This window comes from Streptomyces sp. 11x1 (assembly GCF_032598905.1).
Taxonomy (GTDB): Bacteria; Actinomycetota; Actinomycetes; order Streptomycetales; family Streptomycetaceae; genus Streptomyces.
This window is the reverse complement of sequence record NZ_CP122458.1, coordinates 538080-558600: the sequence shown is the minus strand read 5'-3', so window position 1 is coordinate 558600 and position 20521 is coordinate 538080. Positions and strand designations below refer to the sequence as shown.

At 73.5% G+C, this 20521-nt stretch carries 21 protein-coding genes and 2 pseudogenes; 5 read left to right on the top strand and 18 right to left on the bottom strand.

The genetic code is table 11. The features are described 5' to 3' along the window. The first annotated feature begins 23 nt into the window (after positions 1–23). The 3 genes from P8T65_RS02845 (at position 24) to P8T65_RS02835 (ending at position 4049) form a co-directional block, all read left to right on the top strand. The gene (locus P8T65_RS02845; RefSeq protein WP_316723819.1) at positions 24–2717 is read left to right on the top strand and encodes a GNAT family N-acetyltransferase; all 2694 of its coding nucleotides are present in this window, start codon (positions 24–26) and stop codon (positions 2715–2717) included. 13 nt (positions 2718–2730) lie between these two features. Beyond that, on the top strand, positions 2731–3462 hold the full coding sequence (locus tag P8T65_RS02840; RefSeq protein WP_316723818.1) for a CBS domain-containing protein: 732 nt from the start codon (positions 2731–2733) through the stop codon (positions 3460–3462). 71 nt (positions 3463–3533) lie between these two features. Beyond that, positions 3534–4049, top strand: a complete 516-nt coding sequence (locus tag P8T65_RS02835; RefSeq protein WP_316723817.1) for a flavodoxin domain-containing protein — start codon at positions 3534–3536, stop codon at positions 4047–4049. Positions 4050–4136: 87 nt separating this feature from the next. On the opposite strand, the gene P8T65_RS02830 is transcribed toward P8T65_RS02835, so the two are convergent. Next, a complete protein-coding gene (locus tag P8T65_RS02830; protein WP_316723816.1) occupies positions 4137–6431 on the bottom strand; it encodes a heavy metal translocating P-type ATPase in 2295 nt (764 codons plus the stop codon). 315 nt (positions 6432–6746) lie between these two features. Between P8T65_RS02830 and P8T65_RS02825 the strand changes: the two genes are divergently transcribed. Beyond that, positions 6747–7337 carry a hypothetical protein gene (locus P8T65_RS02825; RefSeq protein WP_316723815.1) on the top strand — a complete coding sequence of 197 codons (591 nt, stop codon included), beginning with the start codon at positions 6747–6749 and terminating at the stop codon, positions 7335–7337. Positions 7338–7382: 45 nt separating this feature from the next. Here P8T65_RS02825 and P8T65_RS02820 read toward each other — a convergent pair. The 14 genes and pseudogenes from P8T65_RS02820 to P8T65_RS02755 all read right to left on the bottom strand — a co-directional run. Further along, positions 7383–7943, bottom strand: a pseudogene (locus P8T65_RS02820) (AIR synthase-related protein); the annotation flags it as partial. A 132-nt stretch (positions 7944–8075) separates the two neighbouring features. Next, on the bottom strand, positions 8076–8702 hold the full coding sequence (locus P8T65_RS02815; RefSeq protein ID WP_316723814.1) for a CBS domain-containing protein: 627 nt from the start codon (positions 8700–8702) through the stop codon (positions 8076–8078). An 11-nt stretch (positions 8703–8713) separates the two neighbouring features. Then, positions 8714–10045: a Ni/Fe hydrogenase subunit alpha gene (locus P8T65_RS02810; protein ID WP_316723813.1), complete on the bottom strand. Its 1332-nt coding sequence runs from the start codon at positions 10043–10045 to the stop codon at positions 8714–8716. After that, complete coding sequence (locus P8T65_RS02805) at positions 10042–10797, bottom strand: oxidoreductase (protein ID WP_215452785.1); 756 nt, start codon at positions 10795–10797, stop codon at positions 10042–10044. Before P8T65_RS02805 ends, P8T65_RS02810 begins: the two co-directional genes overlap by 4 nt. Position 10798: 1 nt before the next feature. After that, entirely contained in the window at positions 10799–11605 is an 807-nt protein-coding gene (locus P8T65_RS02800; RefSeq protein WP_316723812.1) for an FAD/NAD(P)-binding protein, read from the bottom strand. Next, entirely contained in the window at positions 11605–12066 is a 462-nt protein-coding gene (locus P8T65_RS02795; RefSeq protein WP_316723811.1) for a cyclic nucleotide-binding domain-containing protein, read from the bottom strand. Before P8T65_RS02795 ends, P8T65_RS02800 begins: the two co-directional genes overlap by 1 nt. A 3-nt stretch (positions 12067–12069) precedes the next feature. Continuing rightward, the gene (locus P8T65_RS02790; protein WP_316723810.1) at positions 12070–13224 is read right to left on the bottom strand and encodes a 4Fe-4S dicluster domain-containing protein; all 1155 of its coding nucleotides are present in this window, start codon (positions 13222–13224) and stop codon (positions 12070–12072) included. 152 nt (positions 13225–13376) lie between these two features. Then, positions 13377–13523, bottom strand: a complete 147-nt coding sequence (locus P8T65_RS02785; protein WP_316723809.1) for a hypothetical protein — start codon at positions 13521–13523, stop codon at positions 13377–13379. Beyond that, entirely contained in the window at positions 13483–13665 is a 183-nt protein-coding gene (locus P8T65_RS02780) for a HypC/HybG/HupF family hydrogenase formation chaperone (protein ID WP_316723808.1), read from the bottom strand. The genes P8T65_RS02785 and P8T65_RS02780 overlap by 41 nt, the downstream gene beginning before the upstream one ends. A gap of 6 nt (positions 13666–13671) precedes the next feature. After that, positions 13672–13953: a hypothetical protein gene (locus tag P8T65_RS02775; RefSeq protein WP_399102951.1), complete on the bottom strand. Its 282-nt coding sequence runs from the start codon at positions 13951–13953 to the stop codon at positions 13672–13674. A 40-nt stretch (positions 13954–13993) separates the two neighbouring features. After that, a pseudogene (locus P8T65_RS02770) lies at positions 13994–14299 on the bottom strand (acylphosphatase); the annotation flags it as partial. Next, positions 14296–14802: a hydrogenase maturation protease gene (locus P8T65_RS02765; RefSeq protein ID WP_316723807.1), complete on the bottom strand. Its 507-nt coding sequence runs from the start codon at positions 14800–14802 to the stop codon at positions 14296–14298. The pseudogene P8T65_RS02770 and the gene P8T65_RS02765, both read right to left, overlap by 4 nt. Before the next feature lie 130 nt (positions 14803–14932). Further along, positions 14933–15601, bottom strand: coding sequence for a DUF4389 domain-containing protein (locus P8T65_RS02760; protein ID WP_316723806.1), 669 nt, complete (start codon positions 15599–15601; stop codon positions 14933–14935). 51 nt (positions 15602–15652) lie between these two features. Next, positions 15653–15877, bottom strand: coding sequence for a hypothetical protein (locus P8T65_RS02755; RefSeq protein WP_230223559.1), 225 nt, complete (start codon positions 15875–15877; stop codon positions 15653–15655). A 439-nt stretch (positions 15878–16316) separates the two neighbouring features. Here P8T65_RS02755 and P8T65_RS02750 point away from each other — a divergent pair, with 439 nt between their 5' ends. Then, positions 16317–17213: a universal stress protein gene (locus tag P8T65_RS02750; protein ID WP_316723805.1), complete on the top strand. Its 897-nt coding sequence runs from the start codon at positions 16317–16319 to the stop codon at positions 17211–17213. 31 nt (positions 17214–17244) lie between these two features. Here P8T65_RS02750 and P8T65_RS02745 read toward each other — a convergent pair whose 3' ends face one another. From P8T65_RS02745 to P8T65_RS02735, 3 genes are all read right to left on the bottom strand, one after another. Continuing rightward, positions 17245–17649: a DUF302 domain-containing protein gene (locus P8T65_RS02745; RefSeq protein WP_316723804.1), complete on the bottom strand. Its 405-nt coding sequence runs from the start codon at positions 17647–17649 to the stop codon at positions 17245–17247. Between the two features lie 438 nt (positions 17650–18087). Continuing rightward, a complete protein-coding gene (locus P8T65_RS02740; protein ID WP_184903225.1) occupies positions 18088–18375 on the bottom strand; it encodes a metal-sensitive transcriptional regulator in 288 nt (95 codons plus the stop codon). Between the two features lie 114 nt (positions 18376–18489). Then, complete coding sequence (locus tag P8T65_RS02735; RefSeq protein WP_316723803.1) at positions 18490–20184, bottom strand: aminotransferase class V-fold PLP-dependent enzyme; 1695 nt, start codon at positions 20182–20184, stop codon at positions 18490–18492. Positions 20185–20521: the final 337 nt, after the last annotated feature.

Sequence of the window (20521 nt, the reverse complement as noted above, 5' to 3'; positions counted from 1 at the left end):
CACCGGCCCGGAGGAGACCTGCCATGACGGACGACCTGCTCAGCCGCCCCCCTGTCCACGCCCTGCTCGCGGACGGAACGACCGTTCGCATCCGGGCCGTGGAGCGAGGCGATCACGATCAGCTCCAGGGACTCTACGAGGAGATGTCCTCGGAGAATCTGCGGCTGCGGTTCTTCGCGGCGAGCCGGCGTTCGGCCAAGCTGGCGGCGGACCGGGCCTGTGCCCCACCACGTCCGGGATACCGGGCGCTCCTGGCGGAGCGCGCCGGCCAGGTGATCGGCCTCGCCGAGTACGAAGCCGGCGAGGACGCCGGCACGGCCGAGATCTCCATCGCGGTAGCCGACGGACTGCACCACCGGGGCGTCGGCACCCTGCTGATCGAGCATCTCGTCTCGGCCGCCCGCGCGGAGGGAGTCACCACCTTCACCGCCGACGCGCTCAGCGAGAACAGCGAGGTGCTCCGGCTCTTCTCCGACCTCGGGCTGAGCATGTCCCGCAGCTTCGACGGCCCCGAGGTGCGCTGCACCATCACCCTGACCGAGGACGACACCTACCTCACGGCCGTCGAGGCCCGCGGCAGGGCCGCCGACGTCGCCAGCCTGGAACCGCTGCTGCGCCCCCGCACCGTCGCCGTGATCGGCGCGGGCCGCAAGCCGGGGTCCGTCGGTCGCGCCGTCCTGCACCACCTGCGCACCGGTGGATTCACCGGACGGCTGTTCGCGGTGAACCCCGCCGCGGCGTCCCTCCTCGGCGTGCCCTGCCACCCGTCCGTCGCCGCACTGCCCCAGACCCCCGACCTCGCGGTCGTCGCCGTACCCGCCGCCGCGGTCCCCGCCACGGCCGAGGAATGCGGCAAGGCCGGCGTACGGGCCCTGCTGGTGGTGACGGCGGGCCTGGACCGTGACCAGGCGCGCGCTCTGCGGGAGGCCTGCCGCGCACACGGTATGCGCCTCGTCGGCCCCAACTGCCTGGGCATCTCCCACACCGACCCCGCCGTCCGCCTCGACGCGACCTTCGCCGCCGGTCATCCGAGCCCCGGCACCGCCGGTGTCGCGGTGCAGTCCGGCGGGGTGGGCATCGCCCTGCTCGACGGGCTCTCCCGGCTCGGCATCGGAGTGTCGTCCTTCGCCTCGCTCGGCGACAAGTACGACGTCAGCGGCAACGACATGCTGCAGTGGTGGGAGAGCGACGGCCGCACCGACCTCGCCCTGCTCCACCTGGAGTCCTTCGGCAACCCCAGGGCGTTCTCGCGCACCGCGCGCCGGGTGACCCGCCGTATGCCGGTGCTCACCGTCGACGCGGGCCGCACCGAGGCAGGGCGGCGGGCCGCCGCCTCGCACACGGCCGCCGCCGCCACCCCGACCATGACCCGCCGGGCCCTGTTCACCCAGGCCGGTGTCACCGCCACCGGCTCGGTCGGCGAACTCCTCGAAACCGCCGCCCTCCTGCACTCCCAGCCCTTGCCGAAGGGATTCCGCGTCGCCATCCTCACCAACGCCGGAGGCGCGGGCGTCCTGGCCGCCGACGCCTGTGTGGAGGCCGGACTGCTCCTCCCGACGTTCACCCCCGAACTCGTCGACGACCTGCTCACCCTGCTGCCCGGCGGCGCCTCCGTCGGCAACCCCGTGGACGCCACCGCCGCCGTCACGGAGGAACAGCTGGGGGACGCCGTGGAACGGGTGCTGCGGCACGGCGGGGTCGACGCCGTGCTGCTGGCCCTCGTCCCCACGGCCGTCGCCGCGGCGACCGGCGACGACCTCATCAGGGCCCTCACCGACGCCCCCGGCCCCAGGCCGAAACCGGTCGTCGCGGTACGACTCGAACAGGACCTGCCGGTCAGGCTGTTGCCCGCCACCGGCGGCGGCACCGTCCCCTCCTACGCCGAACCCCAGGCCGCGGCACGGGCCCTGACCCACGCAGCCCACCGCGCCGCCTGGCTGGCCCGCCCGGCCGGAACCGTGCCGCACCTGGACGGCATCGACACGAGCCGCGCCCACGACATCGTCGACACGTTCCTGTCCGTCCACCCGGACGGCGGCTGGCTCGACCCGCGGACCTGCGCCGACCTGATGTCCTGCTACGGCATCCCGCAGATCCCGTGGGCCTGGGCCGAGACCGAGGACGCCGCCGTCCTCGCCGCCGACCGGCTGCGCGGTCCCGACGGCCGGGTGGTCATGAAGGCCCACTGGCCGGGTCTCGTACACAAGAGCGAACAGCGCGCGGTCCACCTCGACCTGCAGGGCGACTCGCAGGTCCGCGCCGCCTTCCGTGACTTCGAGACCCGCTTCGGTGACCTGCTGGCCGGCGTGGTCGTCCAGCCGCTCGCCCCACGCGGCACCGAACTCTTCGCGGGCGTCGTCCAGGACGAGGTCTTCGGCCCGCTCGTGCTGTTCGGACTCGGCGGCACCGCCACCGAGGTGCTCGGCGACCACGCCGCCCGGCTCGCCCCGCTCACCGACCACGACGTCCACGACCTGATCACCGCACCGCGCTGCGCCCCGCTGCTGTTCGGCGCGCGCGGCAGCGGACCGGTCGACCTCGAACGCCTGGAGCGGCTGCTGCTGGGGCTGTCCCGGATGGCGGCCGACCTGCCGCAGCTCGCCGAGGCCGACTTCAACCCCGTTCTCGCGACATCGGCCGGAGTCTCCGTGCTCGACGCGCGCGTGCGCCTGCTGCCCCGCAGGCCCCATGATCCCTATTTGCGGCGCCTTCGCTGAGGAGGGAAGAGCCATGAAGCATGACAAGGTCGGCTCCGTGATGACGACCGACGTCGTCCGTGCCGAGTACGACACCCCGTTCAAGGAGGTCGCCCGACTGCTCGCCGACCACCGGATCAGCGGACTTCCGGTGATCGACGACGACGACAAGGTCATCGGGGTCATCTCCGAGACCGATCTGATGGCCAGGCAGGCCGAGGCCCCCGACCCCTACGAGCCGCGCAGGCGCCACCCCTTCGGCGCGCTGACCCGCAGGGCACGACGGCAGGCCGCCAAGGCCGAGGCCCGTACCGCGGGCCGGCTGATGACCGAGCCGCCGATCACCGTGCACGCGGAGGACACCGTCGTCGAGGCGGCCCGGACCATGGCCCAGCACCGCGTGGAGCGGCTGCCCGTCGTGGACGAGGAGGAACGCCTCGTCGGCATCGTCACCCGGCGCGACCTGCTCCAGGTCTTCCTGCGGCCCGACGAGGAGATCCGCTCCACCGTGACCCGGGAGGTGGTGGTGCGCAGCCTGTGGCTGGCCCCGCACAGCGTCGACGTGACCGTGGACCAGGGCGTCGTCACCCTCTCCGGCCAGATGGAACGCAAGAGCGAGACGGAGATCGCCGTCTCGATGACCCGCCAGGTCGACGGGGTGGTCGGCGTCGTCGACAAACTCACCTGGCGGCTGGACGACGCACGAATCGAACCCGCCGAACAGGCACTGCACGGCGTCGCGGACCCCTGGCTGCGCAGGCTGTGAACCGCAGGCCGTGACGCGCGGTCCGCGAGGGCGGGCTGGCGCGCAGGGCCGTGAGAGGGAGGCTCAACGTCATGAACGCCAAAGTCCTGGTCGCCTACGGGACGACCAACGGATCCACCGCCCGGATCGCCGAGACCATCGCCGAGACCCTGAACAAGGAGGGGCTGACGGCCGAGGCGCGGCCCGCCGAATCCGTCGTCACCCTGCTGCCGTACGACGCCGTCGTGGTCGGCGGCGGGGTCTACGCCGGCCGCTGGCAGAAGAACGCCCGCCGCTTCCTGCGCCGGCACCGCCGCGAACTGCCCGCCCGCCCGCTGTGGCTGTTCAGCAGCGGGCCCCTCGACGCCTCCGCCTCCGAGCGGGACATCCCGCCCGTGCCCGGTGTCCGCAGGGCCATGATCCGGTTCGACGCCAGGGAGCACATCACCTTCGGCGGCTGCCTGGAGAAGGGCGCGAAGGGCTTCATCGCCCACCGCATCGTGGAGTCCGGCAAGGGGGGCGACTTCCGGGACTTTCCCGCGATCGAGGCGTGGGCGGGCCGGATCGCGAAGGAGCTGCTGGGGGCGCCCCAGGGGGAGAGGCTCTGACCTGGAAGGGGTAGCGGGCGGTACGGCGGGCGGCGGGCCGCCCGCCGTACCGTGTGTGTCGCCTCTTCCGCGCTGCGGCCAGGTCCCTCACGGCGCCAGCGAGAAGTAGTTCTCCTCCTCCTGGTCGAAGTGCAACCGCAGGACGCCGTACAGCCCGTACAGGCAGGCCCGGAGGTCGTCGAGGTTCTCCGGGCGGAGCCCGCCGTCCGCGTCGGTGAGCGTGAGGTGCGTGGCGATGCGGTCGGCGAGACGGTCGATCTCGGCGTGGGCCCTGCTCATCGTGGCCGTCGCCTCCGGGCCTCCCAGCGAGTCGGCGAGCGCGGGGTAGAGCTGGTGCTCCTCGGCGTGCTCGTGCGGCAGCAGCCGCTCGGTCAGCAGCCGGTGCACCTGCTCGACGGATTCCCGCGCCTGGCCCTGCGGGGCCTGCGACAGCCGGTCCGCCGCCGCCCGGACAGCCTCGACCACCTCCCGGAGGTCGTCGTGCTCGGCCGCGAACCGGTGCACCAGCTCCTCCGCGGTGGGCGTGAGCACCTGGGCGCCGTCGCGGGCCGGGAGCAGCGCGCGCAGCGCGTTGAGGATGACGACGACGTCGATGCCCTCCTGGAGGAGGGCACCGGCGGCCGGAGGCAGCAACCCGAAGGCCGCCGCCACCATCGCGGCCAGCGACATGACCATGCCGCCCAGCGCGCTCTGCACGGCGATGCGACGGGCACGTACGGCGATGCCCATGGCGTCGGCGAGCCGGTCCACCCGATCCGTGGTGAGCACGATGTCGGCCGCCTCGGAGGACGCGCTGGAGCCGCGCGCCCCCATGGCGACCCCGACGTCGGCGGCGGCCAGCGCCGGAGCGTCGTTGACGCCGTCGCCGACCATCACGGTGACGGCGTGGGCGCGTTCGGCCCGGACCGCGGCGACCTTGTCGGCGGGGGACTGCCCGGTCCGCACGTCGTCGAGCCCGAGGACGGTGGCGACCTCGTGGGCGGGTTCCGAGCGGTCGCCGGTGAGCATCGTCAGGCGCCCGATGCCGGCCGCCCGCAGCCGCCGCAGCGTCCTCGGAGCGTCCCGGCGCAGGGGATCACGCAGCAGGACGGCACCGGCCACCGCACCGTCCACCGTCACCCAGACCACGGTCGCCCCGTCGAGCACGGACCGGTTGTCGACCGCGCGGACCCATGCGGCGGTCTCCTGCCCGACGGGCATCCGGCCCACGAAGAGGGCACGACCGTCCACGGAGCCGGTGGCGCCGCGCCCCGGTTCCTCGTGGACGTCCGCGGGCATGGACAGTTCCAGTCCGCGCCGATGTGCCTCGTCCACGAGGGCCTGGGCGAGGACGTGCGGGGAGAACCGGTCGAGGGAGGCGGCCCGGCGCAGCACCTCCGCCGGTTCGCCGCCCGGGGCCGCGGCGACGTCCACGACACGGGGGCGCCCCGCTGTGAGCGTGCCCGTCTTGTCCAGAACCAGGGTGCGCGCACGGCCGAGGCTCTCCAGGGCACCGCCGTCACGGACGACGACTCCCCGACGGGCCGCCCGCGAGAGTCCCGAGACGATCGCCACCGGGGCGGCGAGCAGCAACGGACAGGGCGTGGCGACCACCAGCACCGCGACCGCGGACGTCGCCGACCCCCCGATCAGCCAGGCCAGACCCGCCACGACCAGGCTCAGCGGCACGAACCAGGCGGCGTACCGGTCGGCTAGCCGCACCACGGGGGCGGTCTCGGCACCGGCCTGCCGGGCGAGCCGGACGATCTCGGCGTAGGCGCTGTCCTCCTCGGTGGCGGTGGCCCGCAGTTCGAAGGCGGTACCCGCGTTGACGGCCCCGCTGCGCACCAGTTCTCCCCGGCCGTGCTCGACGGGCAGGGACTCACCGGTGAGCACCGACTCGTCCAGGACGGCCAAGCGGTCGACGACCCGCCCGTTGACGGGGACGACCTCGCCGGGTCCGACCACCAGCAGATCGTCCACCGCGACTTCGGCCAGTGCGACCGTGCGCACCTCGGCCCCGATGCGGCGGCGCGCCGATCGCGGGGCGTGCCGCACCAGCGCGCTCAGATCGCGGGAGGCCCGCCGCCGCGCCGCCGCCTCCAGCGCCCGGCCGGTCGCGAGCATCACCGCGATCAGGGCGCCGGCCAGGTACTCGCGCACGGCGAGCGTGCCGCCCAGGGCCAGGACGGCGATCACGTCGACGCCCGCGTGTCCCTGGTGCAGGGCGCGCAGGATCCAGATCACCGAGGGCGCCACCGCCGCCACGGTCCCGGCCGCCCAGCACAGATCCGCCACCTCGGGCGCGCCCGCCAGCCAGGCGATCCCGCCGACGACGAGCGCCGCCGTGGTCACCGCCAACAGCAGCGCGTCCGTTCCGTACCGTGCCAGTCGCCCACGCATCAGCCGACCTCCTCGCCCCGTCCGGCACGGCTCCGCTCGCTGGACGGGCCTTCGGTCGGCGCAGGGCTCCGATCCCAGCGTCCCGCACATGCGACGGTCCGGCCCGGGGCCGCACAGTCCAGGGAGGGGGACGGACGGCCCCTCCCCCCCCGGAGCCACGGGGCCGGTCGGGTCCGGTGCGGCCCGGACGGCCCCGGAGAAGGACCCGGTCGGCCCCTGCCCGTCCGGGCGGCGCACTGGGAGATTTCCCTGAAGGGCACTGCCGTGTCCGGCGGGTCCTCACGACCCACGAGAAGGGCGAGGGGGTGTCGAACGATGGCTCGCAGTCGTCACCGCGCGACGCGGAGACTGTGGCTGTGGCGCTGGCGGGCGAACCCCCTCCGGCGCCGGAGCGACGTCGTGGAGGGCCGGCTGCTGCTGGCGGTCTGCGGGCTCGCCGTCGCCGTGGGCGCCTTTGTCGGCGCGGCGACCGCGCACGACGTGGAGCGGAACCTGAACGAGCGGAGGGCCGAGCGGCAGCCTGTCTCCGCGGTCCTCACCGAGGACGCTCCCGCCACCGTCTCCGCGACCGCCGGTACCGGCGGCAAGGTGTGGGCCGAGGTGCGCTGGACGGCGGCCGACGGCTCCCCCCGGACCGGGTCGGCCCGCGTCGAGCCAGGCACGGACGGCGGCGCCACGGTCCGGGTGTGGCTGGACCGTCACGGCAATGTCGTACCCGCGCCCCTCGACAGGGACGACGCGGCGCTCCAGGGCGTCGCCCTGGGCACGGCCACCGCCGTCGGCACCGCCGTGACCGTCTCCTGCCTCGGCTGGGTCGTCCACCGGCGCGCCGAACGACGGCGGATGGCGGCGTGGGACACGGAGTGGGCGCGGATCGGCCCGCAGTGGGGACAGCGGACGAGCTGACGCTGAGCTTGCCGGAGGCTGCCTGGAAGTCCGACGGTCCGCCAGCGCGCCCACCCGCGTCCGCAGGGTCAACCGCCCGGCCGGTCCTCGCGCCGCCACCTCACCGATCCGCACCGCCCGCGCGCCCTCCGGCAGGGACCGCATCGCGGCCAGGGCCTCCTCGGCCACCGGCGCCGAGACGAAAGCCACCAGACACCCCTCGTCGGCGACTGTCTGCGGATCCGGGCCGAGCAGGTCGCATGCGGACGCGACTGCCTCGGGCACCGGGACCGCGCTCTCGTCGATCTCGACGGCGACCCGGGAGTCCCGGGCCATCTCGTTGAGCGCGGCGGCCAGGCCGCCCCGGGTCGGGTCGCAGGGCATGCACGTCCGGGGCGACGTGCGCGAGCGCCTCCACGAGGCGATGCAGCGGGCGGCTGTCCGAGGCGATGTTTCGCTCTCGAAGCGCCCCCTCCCGGGTGCTGAGGACGGTCGTGCCGCGCAGTCCGATCGGCCCGGACGGCAGCACCGCGTCCCCCGGGCGGGCCAGGGCCGCGGGCGGTGCAACGCCCCGTGCTGCTGCCCGACGCCGGTGGTGTTGACGAAGAGCCGGGCCCCCGCACACCTCCATGATCCGCCACGGCCGTGTGGCGGTGCCCGCGGGCTCGTCCAGCAGTTGCCGGCCGAGCCCGGGGTCGCGTTATTCGTCCAGGTACTTCATGGAGACCTCGGGTGAGTCGACGGGCCCGGCCCGGGCGATCAACGGTGCGAGAGGTCGAGACGGATGTCGACGACACCCTCGACCGCCCGCACGGCACGGGCCAGGACGGGCACGAGTCCGCGTTCGGGCAGCGAACCGCCCAGCGTCACCACGCCCTCCGTGACGGTGACCGTGATCGCCTCCGTGGACGGGAGCGAGGGGAGGACGGAATCGCGTATCTCCTCGGCCATCTCCTCGTCGGGGCGGAGGAACACCTTGAGCAGGTCCCCGCGGCTGACCACGCCCTGGAGCATGCCGACGCGGTCGACGACCGGGAGCCGCTTGACCTTGCGGCGCGCCATGATGCGGGCGGCCTCGGCCAGCGTGGCGTCGGCGTGGACGGAGACGGCGGGGGCGTTCATCAGCTCACCGGCGGTCACCGCACCCGCCTTGAGACGGTCCGCGAACTCGCCCCGGGTGTCGTCGGCGTCCCGGAACTCCTCCTTGTGCAGCAGGTCGGCCTCCGAGACCACCCCGACGACCCGGCCCTCGCCCTCCAATACGGGCAGGGCGCTGACCTTCCACTGGTCGAACAGCTGGACGATCTCCTTGAAGGGCGCGTCGCGTCCCACGGCGACGACGGTGTGCGTCATCACATCGCTCACGGTGTACGGCGAGTCAGGCATCGGGGTCTCCTTCAGGTGCGGACGACGGTCAGGTCGAGGAAGTGGGTGGAGCACGAGATGCACGGGTCGTGGTTGCGGATCGCCCGCTCGCACAGGACCGTCAGCTCCGCGTCGTCCGGGTCGCCGTCGGTGATCGCGGCCTGGGCGAGGCGCAGCAGGTCGTCCTCGATGGCGCCCTGGTTCTGGGCGGTCGGCGGTACGAGCCGGGCGTCGGTGAGGATGCCGTCCGCGTCGAGCGCGTAGCGGTGGTAGAGCAGTCCGCGCGGGGCCTCGGTGGCTCCGTGGCCGACCCCGGCGGTCGGCGGCACCTCGGTGTACGGGCGTGGCGGCGGCTCGTACGCGTCGATGATCCGCAGCGCCTCGTCGACGGCGTACACGACCTCCACGGCCCGCACCAGGATCGACCGGAAGGGGTTGCGGCACACCACGCCCTCGGCCGGATCGCCGAGCCCCGCCGCACGGGCGGCCTCCCTCGCGAGCGGTGACAGCAGGCGCCCGCTCACGGCGAACCTGGCGAGGGCACCGGTGAGATGGCGTCGCCCGTCCAGTCGGGCGTGCAGAGCCGTGGAGTGCGGCACCTGGGTCTCGGTGACGTGGTCGGTGAAGTCCCGCACCGGGAAGGACCGGAGGGTACCGTCGGAGCGCAGCACGGTCGGGGTGCCGCCCTCGATGGCGTACGTGTCGTCAGAGGCCAGCGCGAACAGGTCGGCATCGACCCGGGCCTCGGGAAACTCGAATCCGGCGACCCAGCGCACGGTCTCCAGCGCGTCGTCGAGAGCTCTCCGCAACTCCTCCGCCAGCGGCCGCAGTTCGGCACGGCTCGGAGTGCGGTGGAAGCCCCCGAGCCGCACGTTGACGGGATGGACGGCCCGTCCGCCCAGCAGCTCCATCAGGGAGTTGCCCGCCTTCTTCAGCCTCAGCCCCCGCTCGACCTCCGCGCGGTGCGTGCGCGCCAGCTCGATCGCGCTCGCCCGGCCCAGGAAGTCCGGCGCGTGCAGCAGATAGACGTGCAGGGTGTGGCTCTCGATCCACTCGCCGCAGTACAGCAGCCTGCGCAGGTCACGGATTCGCGGGTCGACGGTGACGCCGCAGGCGTCCTCGACGGCCGCGCACGCGCTCATCTGGTACGCCACCGGGCAGATTCCGCACACCCGGGCGGTGATGTCGGGCGGCTCGGTGTACGCCCGGCCACGCAGGAACGCCTCGAAGAAGCGGGGCGGTTCGTAGATTTCGAGCCGGGCCTCGCGCACCGTACCGTCGTGGACGCTCAGCCGCAGCGCGCCCTCGCCCTCCACCCGGGCGAGCGAACCGACGTGCAGGACTCGGGAACCGCGATGGGTCACTTTGTCAACTCCTCTTCGAAGGCAAGGGCGTTGAAGGTGTGCAGCAAGCGGTCGGTGGCGTCCTCGTCGAGGCCGTCCCGGCGCAGCACGGGAATCAGTGCGGGCAGGTTCACCGTGCCCGCGGGCCCGAAGCAGCCGTAGCAGCCCCGCCCGTACGCCGGGCACAGGGCCCCGCAGCCGGCCTGGGTGACCGGCCCGAGGCAGGGCGTGCCGTGGGCGACGATCACGCAGACCGTGCCGCGCCGCTTGCACTCGAAGCACACACTGTGGTCGGGCACGTCCGGCCGGCGACCGGCGAGGAACGCGGTGATCACCTCGATGAGCTGCCGCTTGTCGATCGGACAGCCGCGCAGTTCGAAGTCGACGTCCACATGGGCCGACACCGGTGTGGACGTGGCCAGGGTGGAGACGTACTCCGGATGCGCGTAGACGACGCGCCGGTACTCGTCGACGTCCGCGTAGTTGCGCAGCGCCTGGATGCCCCCGGCGGTGGCGCAGGCCCCGATGGTGACCAGTCGACGCGAGGCGGCCCGGATCTCCCGGACCCGCTCCGCGTCCTCGGCGGTGGTGACCGAACCCTCGACGAGAGCCAGGTCGTACGGTCCGTCCCCCACCGCGCTGGACGCCTCCAGGAAGTGGGCGACGTCCACCTGCCCCGCCAGCGCGAGGAGTTCGTCCTCGCAGTCCAGCAGGGTCAGCTGGCAGCCGTCGCAGGAGGCGAGTTTGAACACGGCGAGCCTCGGCACGGTCATCTCACAACTCCCTCACGGACAGAAGGGGTTCGGCGCGGTCCCAGCCGACGACCGGACCGTCCCGGCACACCAGCAGCGGACCGAGCTGGCAGTGGCCGCACGTTCCCGTCGCGCACCGCATGTTCCGCTCCAAGGACACTCGGATCCGTTCCGCGGGTACCCCGCGGTGAGCGAGGTCCCGGGCGGTGGCGCGGATCATCGGCTCGGGGCCGCAGACGAAGGCCCAGGTGTCGGCGGGCTCGAACGGTGCCCGGCCCAGGAGTTGGGTGACCACGCCGACATCTCCCCGCCAGCCGGGGTCGGGCCGGTCGACGGTCACCCCGGTGAACGCCGTCGGCCAGCCGTGGACCTCCTCCCGGCCGATCAGGTCGCCCGGCGTACGGGCCCCGACGAGCACGCTGAGCCGGCCGTAGGCCCCGGGCTCGGCGAGCACGCTCAGGATCAGCGGGCGCAACGGAGCCAGGCCGATGCCGCCCGCCACCACCAGGACGTCCCGGCCGCGCGCCCGCCCGACCTCCCAGCCGGTGCCGTACGGCCCGCGCAGGCCCAGTACGTCACCCGTCCGTGCCGCGCACAGCGCGTCCGAGACGGCGCCCACACCCCGGACGGTGTGCGCGAGGCCGCCCGTGCCCTGGACGGAGCTGGCCGACAGGGGGATCTCGCCCCGGCCGAAACAGTGCACCATCGCGAACTGTCCCGGCGCGAAGTCCGCCAGCGTCTCGCCGACCGGTTCACACCGCAGCGTGACCGTCTCCGGGGTCTCCCGCCGCCGGTCGACCACGAGATACGGGACGGGCACGGCGGTCATCACGCACCCCCGCCCGGTGAGCGGCCGTACAGGTCCACCAGACGCGCGCGGGCCGCGTTGAGCCGTTGCGAGACGACCCGGCCCACCCAGTGACCGACCGCCCGGCCGAACTCGGCGTCCTCCTCGCACATCCGGCGCACGGCGACGGCGTCGAACTCGTGCGCCGCCACCCGGGTGACGGTCTCGGCGCCGAGCTGCCAGATGTACGGCTCGTACAGCCAGGACCAGCCCACCAGGTCGCCGGTGCCCAGGGTCTCGATCACCGGCGCGTGACGACCGGGTACGTGCAGATCGAGGGCGACGCGGCCGTTCCGCACGACCCAGAAGCGGTCGGCGCGTGCGCCCTCCTCGAACAGGCGCAGGCCCGGCGGCAGATCGACCTCGCGGGCGACGCGCAGCAGCCGGTCGCGATGCTGGGGAGGCAGCGCGTGGGTCAGGCGCAGCATGGGGGAGACGCTCATCGTTCATGCCTCCGGGGCGGGTTCGCGATGGTCGGGGTCGAGTTCCGCGTCCAGCGCGGCGACCTCCTCCGTGATGTCGATGCCGGTCGGGCACCAGACGATGCACCGCCCGCAGCCCACGCATCCGGAGGTGCCGAACTGGTCGTGCCAGGTGCCGAGCTTGTGGGTGAGCCACTGCCGGTAGCGGGAGCGTCCCGAGGAGCGCACCGGGCCCTCGTGCAGGTAGGAGAAGTCCAGGTCGAAGCAGGAGTCCCAGCGTTGCCAGCGCTCGGTGTGGTCACCGGTCAGGTCGGTGACCTCCTCGGTGGTGACACAGAAGCAGGTCGGGCAGACCATCGTGCAGTTGCCGCAGGTCAGACAACGGGCGGCCACGTCGTCCCAGCGCTCGGCCTCCAGGCTGGCGCCCAGCAGCGTCCGCAGGTCGACGGGGGGCAGGGACCGGCCCATGCGCTCACGCGCCGCGTCCACCGAGGCGCGGGCGGTGTCCCGCGTGCCCGCGTCGGCCGCGCGGTGCGGCACCCGGTCCAGCAGCCGGGCCCCCTCGTCGCTGCCGACCCGGACGAGGAAGCGGTGTCCGTCGTCGTCCACGACCTCGGTCAGCGCGAGGTCGTACCCGGGATCGGCGGCGGGGCCGCCGCCCGTCGACACACAGAAGCAGGTGGCGCCCGGCTCGGTGCACTCGGCCGCGATCAGCAGCGCCCGTCCGCGGCGCGCGCCGTAGCCGCCGTCCGCGTACCGCCCCCCGGTCAGGACCCGGTCCTGGATCGCGATGGCCCGCAGGTCACAGGGCCGGACCCCGAGGAAGGCGTACGCCGGCGCCTCGGGCGGGTGCGGGGTGAACACCGGCGCGCCGTCGGCCGTCCGGTCGGCGCTCCACAGCTTCTCCCGCGGCGGGTGGAGGTAGTTCTTCCAGGACTGCGGGCCCGCGCTGTGCGCGAACGCGGCGCCGTCCTCGCGGGGGACGAGCCGGTACCGGCCGGCCTCCAGCTCGACCCCCCAGCCATAGGGCAGCTCGGCGGCCGAGTCCAGCTCCGCGAGCACGATCGCGCCGTCACGGACCGTCGGTCCGACGACGGTCCGGCCGTCGTCCACCAGGGCCGCGACCAAGGCGTCGAGGCCGTCGCGGTCCAGTACCGCCGGGGCCGCCGTGCGGGTCATCGCGTTCCTCCTCCGTCGAGGCGGTTGCCTGCCCCTGACTTCCAGCGTCCGGCCGGTCCCGGCGTCCACGGCAGGGGCCGTACGGCCCCAGGACCGGGCCGGTCGGGCCCGGTCGCTGCCCTGAGGCGCCGCGGCGGACGATCCGCGGCGCCTCACGGCCCCGTGGCGGAGCCGGGAGCCGGCACGGTCGGCGAAGCGCCCAGCTCCGCCTCCACCGCACCCGCCATCGCCCGCAGCACCTCCAGCGTCCGGTGCGCCTCAGCCTCGTCCACCTCGGTGATCGCGAAGCCGACGTGCACGACCACACACGTCCCGACGTCCGCGTCGGGCGTTACAGCTGAGACACACCTCGCGCCGTCCGCCGCCGAAGTCGACGGTGCCCATGCGCAGCCCCGCGTCCTCGTGCACCTCCAGGATCCGCTCCGGAACGCCCGGACACATCTCCGCTCACCCCTCTCCGGCCGGCCGGGCGGCGGCGACCGCCGCCTGGCCGTCGCTGATGCCGCCGTCCCCGACCCGCACGGCGCCACCGACCACCACCCGCACCCCCAGCGCCCGCAGCCGCCGCCGGGTCTCGGTGAGCAGCCGCCGGTTGGCGAAACAGCCGCCGCCCAGGCACACCGTGCGCGGCGAGCCGTCGGCCACGACGCGGGTGACCAGGACGGCGGTGACGGTCGCGAGCGTCAGATGGAATGCTGCCGCCAACCGGGTGACCGGCTCCCCGTCCAGCCGCCCGGGCGTCAGCCGGACGTGGCGCCACCCGGGCGAGTGTCGACGCGTCGATCCTCAGCCGCGCCGCGAACTCGTCGACGGCGCCGGGCTCTCCGGCGACGTCGCCCTCCACGTGTCCGTCGACGTCGGCCACCCAGCCGCTCAGCCCGAGCGTCGAGGCGGTGCGGTACACGAAGGGCCGGAAACCGACCCCCTGGACGATCCCGTTCACGTGGAAGCGGCGCACGGTGCGGCCGGCCCCGCCACGGGCGGGCGGTACGGGGGCGGTGGGGCCGCGGCGGGAGGGCCTGGGGTTTCCGCCCTCTCGATCCGCTTCCTCCGTCGCGTCGGGTCGTACGGTCATGGCAGCCTCCCCACCGGCGCGGCGCGATACCGCGCGATCTCCTCCCGGACCGCGTCCACGAGGGGGTCCACCGCGGCGGTGACGGCGGGGGAGAGGCCGGTGCCGAGGGAATCGTCGGCACCCTCCACCGCGTAGACGACCAGACGCTCCGGCAGCCGCCCCAGGGCGCGGGCCAGCTCGACGGCCTCACCGAGGCCCAGTCCGTGCGAACTGGTCGCTGTGGACCGTGCCAGGCGTTCGCCGTCGAGTTCCAGGCGGTGGACGCGCCCGGGGCTCCCGGGATGCGTGTGGGCCGCGTCGACCACCACGGCGAGCCCAGCGTCCTCCCAGAGACCGATCAGCCTGGCCGGATCACCGTCACAGGTGGCGAGCACGGTGCCCGCCGGCAGAGGCGGGCCACCCGCCCGCTTTCGCAGCCGGGCGATCACCTCCCAGCCCACGCCGTCGTCGCGGCGGAACTCGTTCCCGACGCCGATGACGGCGATCCGGCTGCCCCTCGTCATGGTCCTCACCGTCCGTCGGGACGCGGCCGCTCGGCAGGGGCTGAACGGCCCGTTGCCCTGGGCCGCTCTCCCCCGTCCCGGCCGCCGGTCCGATGCGGCCGACGGCCGGGGCGACGGACCGGCCCGGTCGTCATGGGCGCGTCCCCGGCTCACTGCCGCCCTGGTCGAGACGGAACGGCGGGTAGACGTCCGTGAGCAGCGACGTGTAGGCGGCGACCCGCAGCACCCACCGGTCCAGGCCGATCACCAGATCGAAGATGCCGCGCGGATAGACACCGGTGAACAGCAGGGCGACCCCGGCGAAGAACGTCAGGAGCGCGATGAGCCCTCCCGAGCTCCAGGTGACGTGGATGCCACCCCCGATGATGCCCAGCACCAGGTAGTGGGGGATGGCCAACAGCCACCACTTCACCAGGACCAGCCCGCGGGACAACTGCTCGGGATACGCCACGTCCAGGTGGGCCGGGTAGTCCGGCACCTCGGCGAGGGTGAAGGGCGGGTAGCGGTCGGTGCCGAGGGCGCCGTACGTGTAGAAGGCCACCCGCCAGCTCCAGCGCAGCACTCCGGTGCTGAAGTCGAACAGGGGGCGTGGATAGCGGCCGGTGAAGAGGATCGCGAAGAACGCCACGATGCCCACCACGACGAACGCCACCCACAGGAGGGCCAGGACGACGTAGTGGGGCAGCGCGAGCAGCCACTTCACGAGCCACAGCCAGCGGGACAGCTGCGGATCACAGGTCGCGGTCAGCCGGACCGGCTGGAGGGGACGCACACTCGGCGGGACTGTTTCCGATGTCATGGTTCTTGGGTCCTTTCCCAGCTGTTCTCGGTCCCCCCGGCACTGCGCTGATCACTGCCGGTAGTGGCGATGGTCGTCGTGTTCGCCGATGTAGTGGCGCTCCTCCAGGACGACCTCGCGTTCACCGGGCCGCCGGACGACACCGGGGGTGCCCAGGAAGGCGATGAGCCCGAGGAAGCCGAACGCCATCAGGACGAAGCCGACGACGAGCGAGCTGTAACCGAAGACCAGGCAGGCACCGAGCACTGCCGCGCCGATCAGAATGAACGGGATCATGATCTCCTCCTGCTGCGGACCCGGGCCGTCCCCGGGGCAGAGAGGAACCCTGGGGCGGACGGGCCCCGCCGTCGTCCGGCGGCGGGGCCCGTCCCGGGTCGGCTCCTCGCTTCCAGCCTCGGCGGGTCGGGGCCCCGTTCCCAGGGGCTGAACGGGTACCCGAGCGGGGCCGCTCGTCCCTCGACACCGGCGATCGGCCGACGGACCGGCGAGCGGCCGAGTGACACCGGGGGTCGGTCGGCGACGCCGACGGCCGGCCCGGAGTCTGGCCCAGCCCGGGGCCCGGCGGGCTTGGGCCGGTCGGCCCCGTACGCAGACCTGGCGGCCCATGCCCGCGGAACCCGACGCGGCACGACGCTGAGGGTGACGAGTCGACCGCGAGCCGACCGGGACGAGTGAATCGAATGGGCGAGTGGATCGAATAGGGGAGGGACACATCATGCTTCCGCCTGTGGTCGCCGGTGTGGACGGATCGGTGCAGAGCCTGGCCGCCGCGGAGTGGGCGGCGCGCGAGGCCGCCCTCCGGGGGCGCGCCCTTCGTCTAGTACACGCCTGGAACTGGCAACCCCGCTCCTCGGAGGGCGAGGGCGAGCACGCCGTTCAGCGGTACCTGGGTCGACGGATCCTGCGCCAGGCGGAGGATCGGGTCCGTGCCGGGTGCCCCACGGTGCGCCTGACCGACGAGCAGGTCGAGGGCCCGGCCACCCCGGCCTTGCTGAGGGCCGCGGAGCAGGCCGAGCTGCTCGTGCTGGGCTCGCGAGGACTGAGCGGTTTCACGGGCCTCCTGGCCGGTTCCGTCGCCCTGGGCGTGGTCGCGAAGGCAACCCGCCCCGTCGTCCTCGTACGGGCCGAGGAACAAGGCGAGCGTCCGCCCGGGGCGGACGGCGGCGCGTCGGCCCTCACCGGCCACGGGGACGTGGTGCTGGGCCTCGACCTCAACGATCCGTGCGACGAGGTGATCGAGTTCGCGTTCGAGGCGGCTCGACTGCGCCACGCCCGTCTGCGGGTCGTGCACGCCTGGCAGACCCCGTCCGCGATCTCTCTGGGACCCGGGGACGTGGGCCTGGTGGACGAGGTGCTCCAGGGGCAGGAGTGGCAGGGGTTCATGTCCGCGGTGCTGCAGACGTGGCGGGACAAGTACCCCGGGACGACCGTGCTGGAGACCGTGACCGAGGGCAGGGCCGCGACCACGCTGGTCCGTGCCGCCTCGGCGGCGAGCCTCGTCGTCGTGGGCCACCGCCTGACGGACCGGCCGACATTCCCGCGCATCGGACCGGTCACCCACGCCGCCGTCCATCGGGTGACCTGCCCGGTGGCCGTCGTCCCCCACGGGTGAGCCACGCGCGGTGTCCGCGGGTCTCGCGGTGTCAGCTCCCGGTGTCTCCCTTCCCGAGCAAGGCCAGGGCGGCGTCGAGGCGGCGGGTGGCTTCTTCGGCGACGGGACGGAGGGCATCGAGTTCGGTCAGGGCGACCATGGTGTTCGGATCGAGGACCTGTACGGCGGTGTGGTCGCCGTCGCGGCGGACCACGACGTTGCAGGGCAGCAGCAGGCCGATGGAGCGGTCGGTGTCCAGGGCCCGGTGGGCGAGAGAGGGATTGCAGGCGCCCAGGATGACGTAGTCCTCCATGTCGTGGTCCAGCTTGGCCTTCAGAGTGGCCGTGACGTCGATCTCGGTGAGGATGCCGAAGCCCTGCTCGGCGAGGGCGTCGCGCACCAGGCCGACGGCGGTGGTGAAGTCGACGTCGAGGTTCACGGTGCGGTCGTAGCGCATGGCGATGGTCTGCCCTTCGGTCGTCTCGCCCGGTCGGGAAATACCCCCTGGGGTACCCAGGGTACTCCCGGGCGTACAGCTGCCGAGAACGATGCTCGTCCACTGTCGCACGTGCGTGAGGAGCGATGCGCGACGGTGGGGGAGGGCGACGGTGGGGGAGAGGGCGGTCGACCTGCGTGAGCCGTGTGGCCGGGCGGGTGCCGGGCGCGTGCGGCGGGCGGCCGAGTGGGCTGTCGGCTGTGCGGGGTCGCCCGGGGTGCGGTGCGCGCGGCGCCGCCGCCCCGGGCCGGGCGGGGTGCCTCGTCCCGATTCCGGTGTCCGGGTGTGCGGAGTGGTCCGATGTGTGAGCGGCCCGCGCGCCGGGAGTGCCGACCGGAGGTGGACCCGTGCGTGCGGACGGGTCCACCCCCTGCGCAAGCCGGCCGGTGGCGAGGCTGCTCAGGCCAGGGACAGGAAGAGCTTCTCGAGGCGGGCGCGCGTCTGCTCGGTGGCCTCGCCGTCGCGGCGGCCCGACTCGATGTCGGTCACGCACTGCTGGAGGCCTGTCGCGATGATCGCGAAACCGGCCCGGTCCAGCGCGCGGGAGGCGGCCGCGAGTTGGGTGATGACGTCCTCGCAGTCCCGTCCCTCCTCGATCATCCGGATCACGCCGGAGATCTGGCCCTGCGCGCGGCGCAGCCGGTTCAGGACGGTCCGCAGGTCCGCACCCTCGAGCTCCAAGTTCACGATCACTCCTTGCATAATACCCCTGGGGGTACCCTATGTCCCGATTCGGGTGGGTGTCGACCAGCAGCCGTTCACACGCCGACGGATACCCGGCGGGGCATCCGGCCGCCCGATTCAACCGGTGCCGGCGCGGCTTTGTTCCAGGCAGACGGGCGGCAGCGGGAACCAGCGCATGTGCTCGAAGCCGGCCGGCAGTCCGGTGGGACCGTCGTCGACGGGGGCGGGGCGGGCCGCCAGCACTGCACGGGCGTCTTCGAGTTGTCCGGCCAGCGCTTCCTCGCCCAGTCGGCGGTGCCGGGGGGCCGGGGCGACGATCGGCCCGTCGGCGTCGAAGCGAAGGTCGGTCAGCCGCAGCGGGGACGCGGTCGGGCCGCTGCGGTGGTGCCACTGTCCGGTGTGCGGGTCGAAGCGGTAGTCCCGCAGGAGCCGGTGCCCCTGTGCGGCGACCAGGCCCACGGCGTCGACGAGGTAGTCGCGGACGGTGTCGCTGATGAAGTAGTTGAAGTTGAGGCGTGTCCAGCCGGGCTTGATGCCCTCGCAGCCGTGCACGACCTCGTCGAGCAGCGCGTGGGAGGTGGCGGCGTCGATGGCCAGCAGTCTGTGTCCGTAGGGGCCGGCGCAGGAGCAGCCGCCGCGGGCCTGTATCCCGAAGAGGTCGTTGAGGAGGGCGACGACGTAGTTGTGGTGCAGATAGCCGTGCTCCCCGTGCCTGATGCGGAAGGAGGCGATGGGCAGGCGGCGGGCGTGACGATTCCCGAGGACCTCGATACCGGGCGCGCGGTCCCAGTGTGCGAGCGCGTGGCGCCAGTGGCGCTCCTCGGCGGCCTGGATGGCGTCCGCCCCGACGGCCTGTTTGAGGGCGAAGACCAGTCCGGCCCGGATGGACTCGATGATCGCCGGGGTGCCGCCCTCCTCGCGGGCCACAGGATCGTCGAGATAGCGATGGGCAAGCGGATCGACGAAGGAGACCGTGCCGCCGCCGGGCACGGTGGGTACCGGGTTGCGCACGAGTTCCCGCCGCACGACGAGGACGCCCGGGGTCTGTGGGCCGCCGACGAACTTGTGCGGGGACAGGAACAGTGCGTCCTTGTGGTCCCCGGCGCCGGGGGCGCTTTCGGCCATCCGGATCGGGATGTACGGCCCCGCCGCCGCGTAGTCCCAGAAGGACAGCGCGCCGTGGGCGTGCAACAGGCGCGCGATGCGGTCGGTGTCGGTGAGGATGCCGGTGACGTTGGAGGCGGCGGAGAAGCTGCCGATGCGCAGCGGGCGGTCGGCGTGGCGCCGCAGTTCCGCTTCGAGCCGGGCGAGGTCGATGTGACCGTCGGGATCCTCCTCGATCACCACCACGTCGGCGACGGACTCGCGCCACGGCAGTTCGTTGGAGTGGTGTTCGTACGGTCCGACGAACACCACGGGCCGCCGGTCGCGCAGGGGGCGGTCGGGACGCCGCAACTCCATGATGCCGACCAGCTTGTTGACCGCCGCGGTGGCTCCGGAGCCGCAGAAGACGACGAGGTCGTCCTCGGTGCCGCCGACCGCCTCGTGGATGATCCGGCGGGCGTCCTCGCGCAGCCGGGTGGTCTGCGCCCCGGTGCTGGAACTCTCCGTGTGGGTGTTGCCGTAGCGCGGCAGCACCTGCTCGCGCACGAAGTCCTCGATGAAGTCGAGCGAGCGGCCGGACGCCGTGTAGTCGGCGTAGACGATCCGCTTCGGTCCGTAGGGGCCCTCCAGGACCTCGTCGTCGCCGATGAGGCCGCGGCGGACGCGATCCAGCAGCGTGGGCGGGGCGGCGGCCGCAGGCCGGTTCATGACTCCGGCTCCCCGATGGCCCCGGCCGTCCGGCGGGCGGTCGCGCGGCCCGGGATGTCCCTCCGCCGTTGCCGGCCGAGGCTCTGGGGTGTGCTCGCGCTCATGGCCGGGCCCTTCTCGCTCGTGTCCACCGCTCGGGGATTCGATCGACCGCGGGGCGGGGGAGCGATGGCCGTCGGCGTGGGCGGACCGGCCGACCCTCGTGCCCGCCTCTGCGGGTGATATACCCTGCCGGGTATTTTATCAGTATGTGTGCGGGGTGTCAGTGGGACTCCGGGGCGAGGGCCCGTCGAGGTCATCTCCCGCACGACAGTAGAGACATGGGCACACGCATCGT

Excerpts from the sequence above, each read along its gene's own strand:
- P8T65_RS02795 (WP_316723811.1), bottom strand. The coding sequence starts at position 12,066 with ATGAGCGTCTCCCCCATGCTGCGCCTGACCCACGCGCTGCCTCCCCAG.
- P8T65_RS02825 (WP_316723815.1), top strand. The coding sequence starts at position 6,747 with ATGGCTCGCAGTCGTCACCGCGCGACGCGGAGACTGTGGCTGTGGCGC.
- P8T65_RS02815 (WP_316723814.1), bottom strand. The coding sequence starts at position 8,702 with ATGCCTGACTCGCCGTACACCGTGAGCGATGTGATGACGCACACCGTC.
- P8T65_RS02800 (WP_316723812.1), bottom strand. The coding sequence starts at position 11,605 with ATGACCGCCGTGCCCGTCCCGTATCTCGTGGTCGACCGGCGGCGGGAG.
- P8T65_RS02835 (WP_316723817.1), top strand. The coding sequence starts at position 3,534 with ATGAACGCCAAAGTCCTGGTCGCCTACGGGACGACCAACGGATCCACC.
- P8T65_RS02830 (WP_316723816.1), bottom strand. The coding sequence starts at position 6,431 with ATGCGTGGGCGACTGGCACGGTACGGAACGGACGCGCTGCTGTTGGCG.
- P8T65_RS02805 (WP_215452785.1), bottom strand. The coding sequence starts at position 10,797 with ATGACCGTGCCGAGGCTCGCCGTGTTCAAACTCGCCTCCTGCGACGGC.
- P8T65_RS02790 (WP_316723810.1), bottom strand. The coding sequence starts at position 13,224 with ATGACCCGCACGGCGGCCCCGGCGGTACTGGACCGCGACGGCCTCGAC.
- P8T65_RS02840 (WP_316723818.1), top strand. The coding sequence starts at position 2,731 with ATGAAGCATGACAAGGTCGGCTCCGTGATGACGACCGACGTCGTCCGT.
- P8T65_RS02845 (WP_316723819.1), top strand. The coding sequence starts at position 24 with ATGACGGACGACCTGCTCAGCCGCCCCCCTGTCCACGCCCTGCTCGCG.
- P8T65_RS02765 (WP_316723807.1), bottom strand. The coding sequence starts at position 14,802 with ATGACGAGGGGCAGCCGGATCGCCGTCATCGGCGTCGGGAACGAGTTC.
- P8T65_RS02780 (WP_316723808.1), bottom strand. The coding sequence starts at position 13,665 with ATGTGTCCGGGCGTTCCGGAGCGGATCCTGGAGGTGCACGAGGACGCG.
- P8T65_RS02750 (WP_316723805.1), top strand. The coding sequence starts at position 16,317 with ATGCTTCCGCCTGTGGTCGCCGGTGTGGACGGATCGGTGCAGAGCCTG.
- P8T65_RS02745 (WP_316723804.1), bottom strand. The coding sequence starts at position 17,649 with ATGCGCTACGACCGCACCGTGAACCTCGACGTCGACTTCACCACCGCC.
- P8T65_RS02760 (WP_316723806.1), bottom strand. The coding sequence starts at position 15,601 with ATGACATCGGAAACAGTCCCGCCGAGTGTGCGTCCCCTCCAGCCGGTC.
- P8T65_RS02735 (WP_316723803.1), bottom strand. The coding sequence starts at position 20,184 with ATGAACCGGCCTGCGGCCGCCGCCCCGCCCACGCTGCTGGATCGCGTC.
- P8T65_RS02755 (WP_230223559.1), bottom strand. The coding sequence starts at position 15,877 with ATGATCCCGTTCATTCTGATCGGCGCGGCAGTGCTCGGTGCCTGCCTG.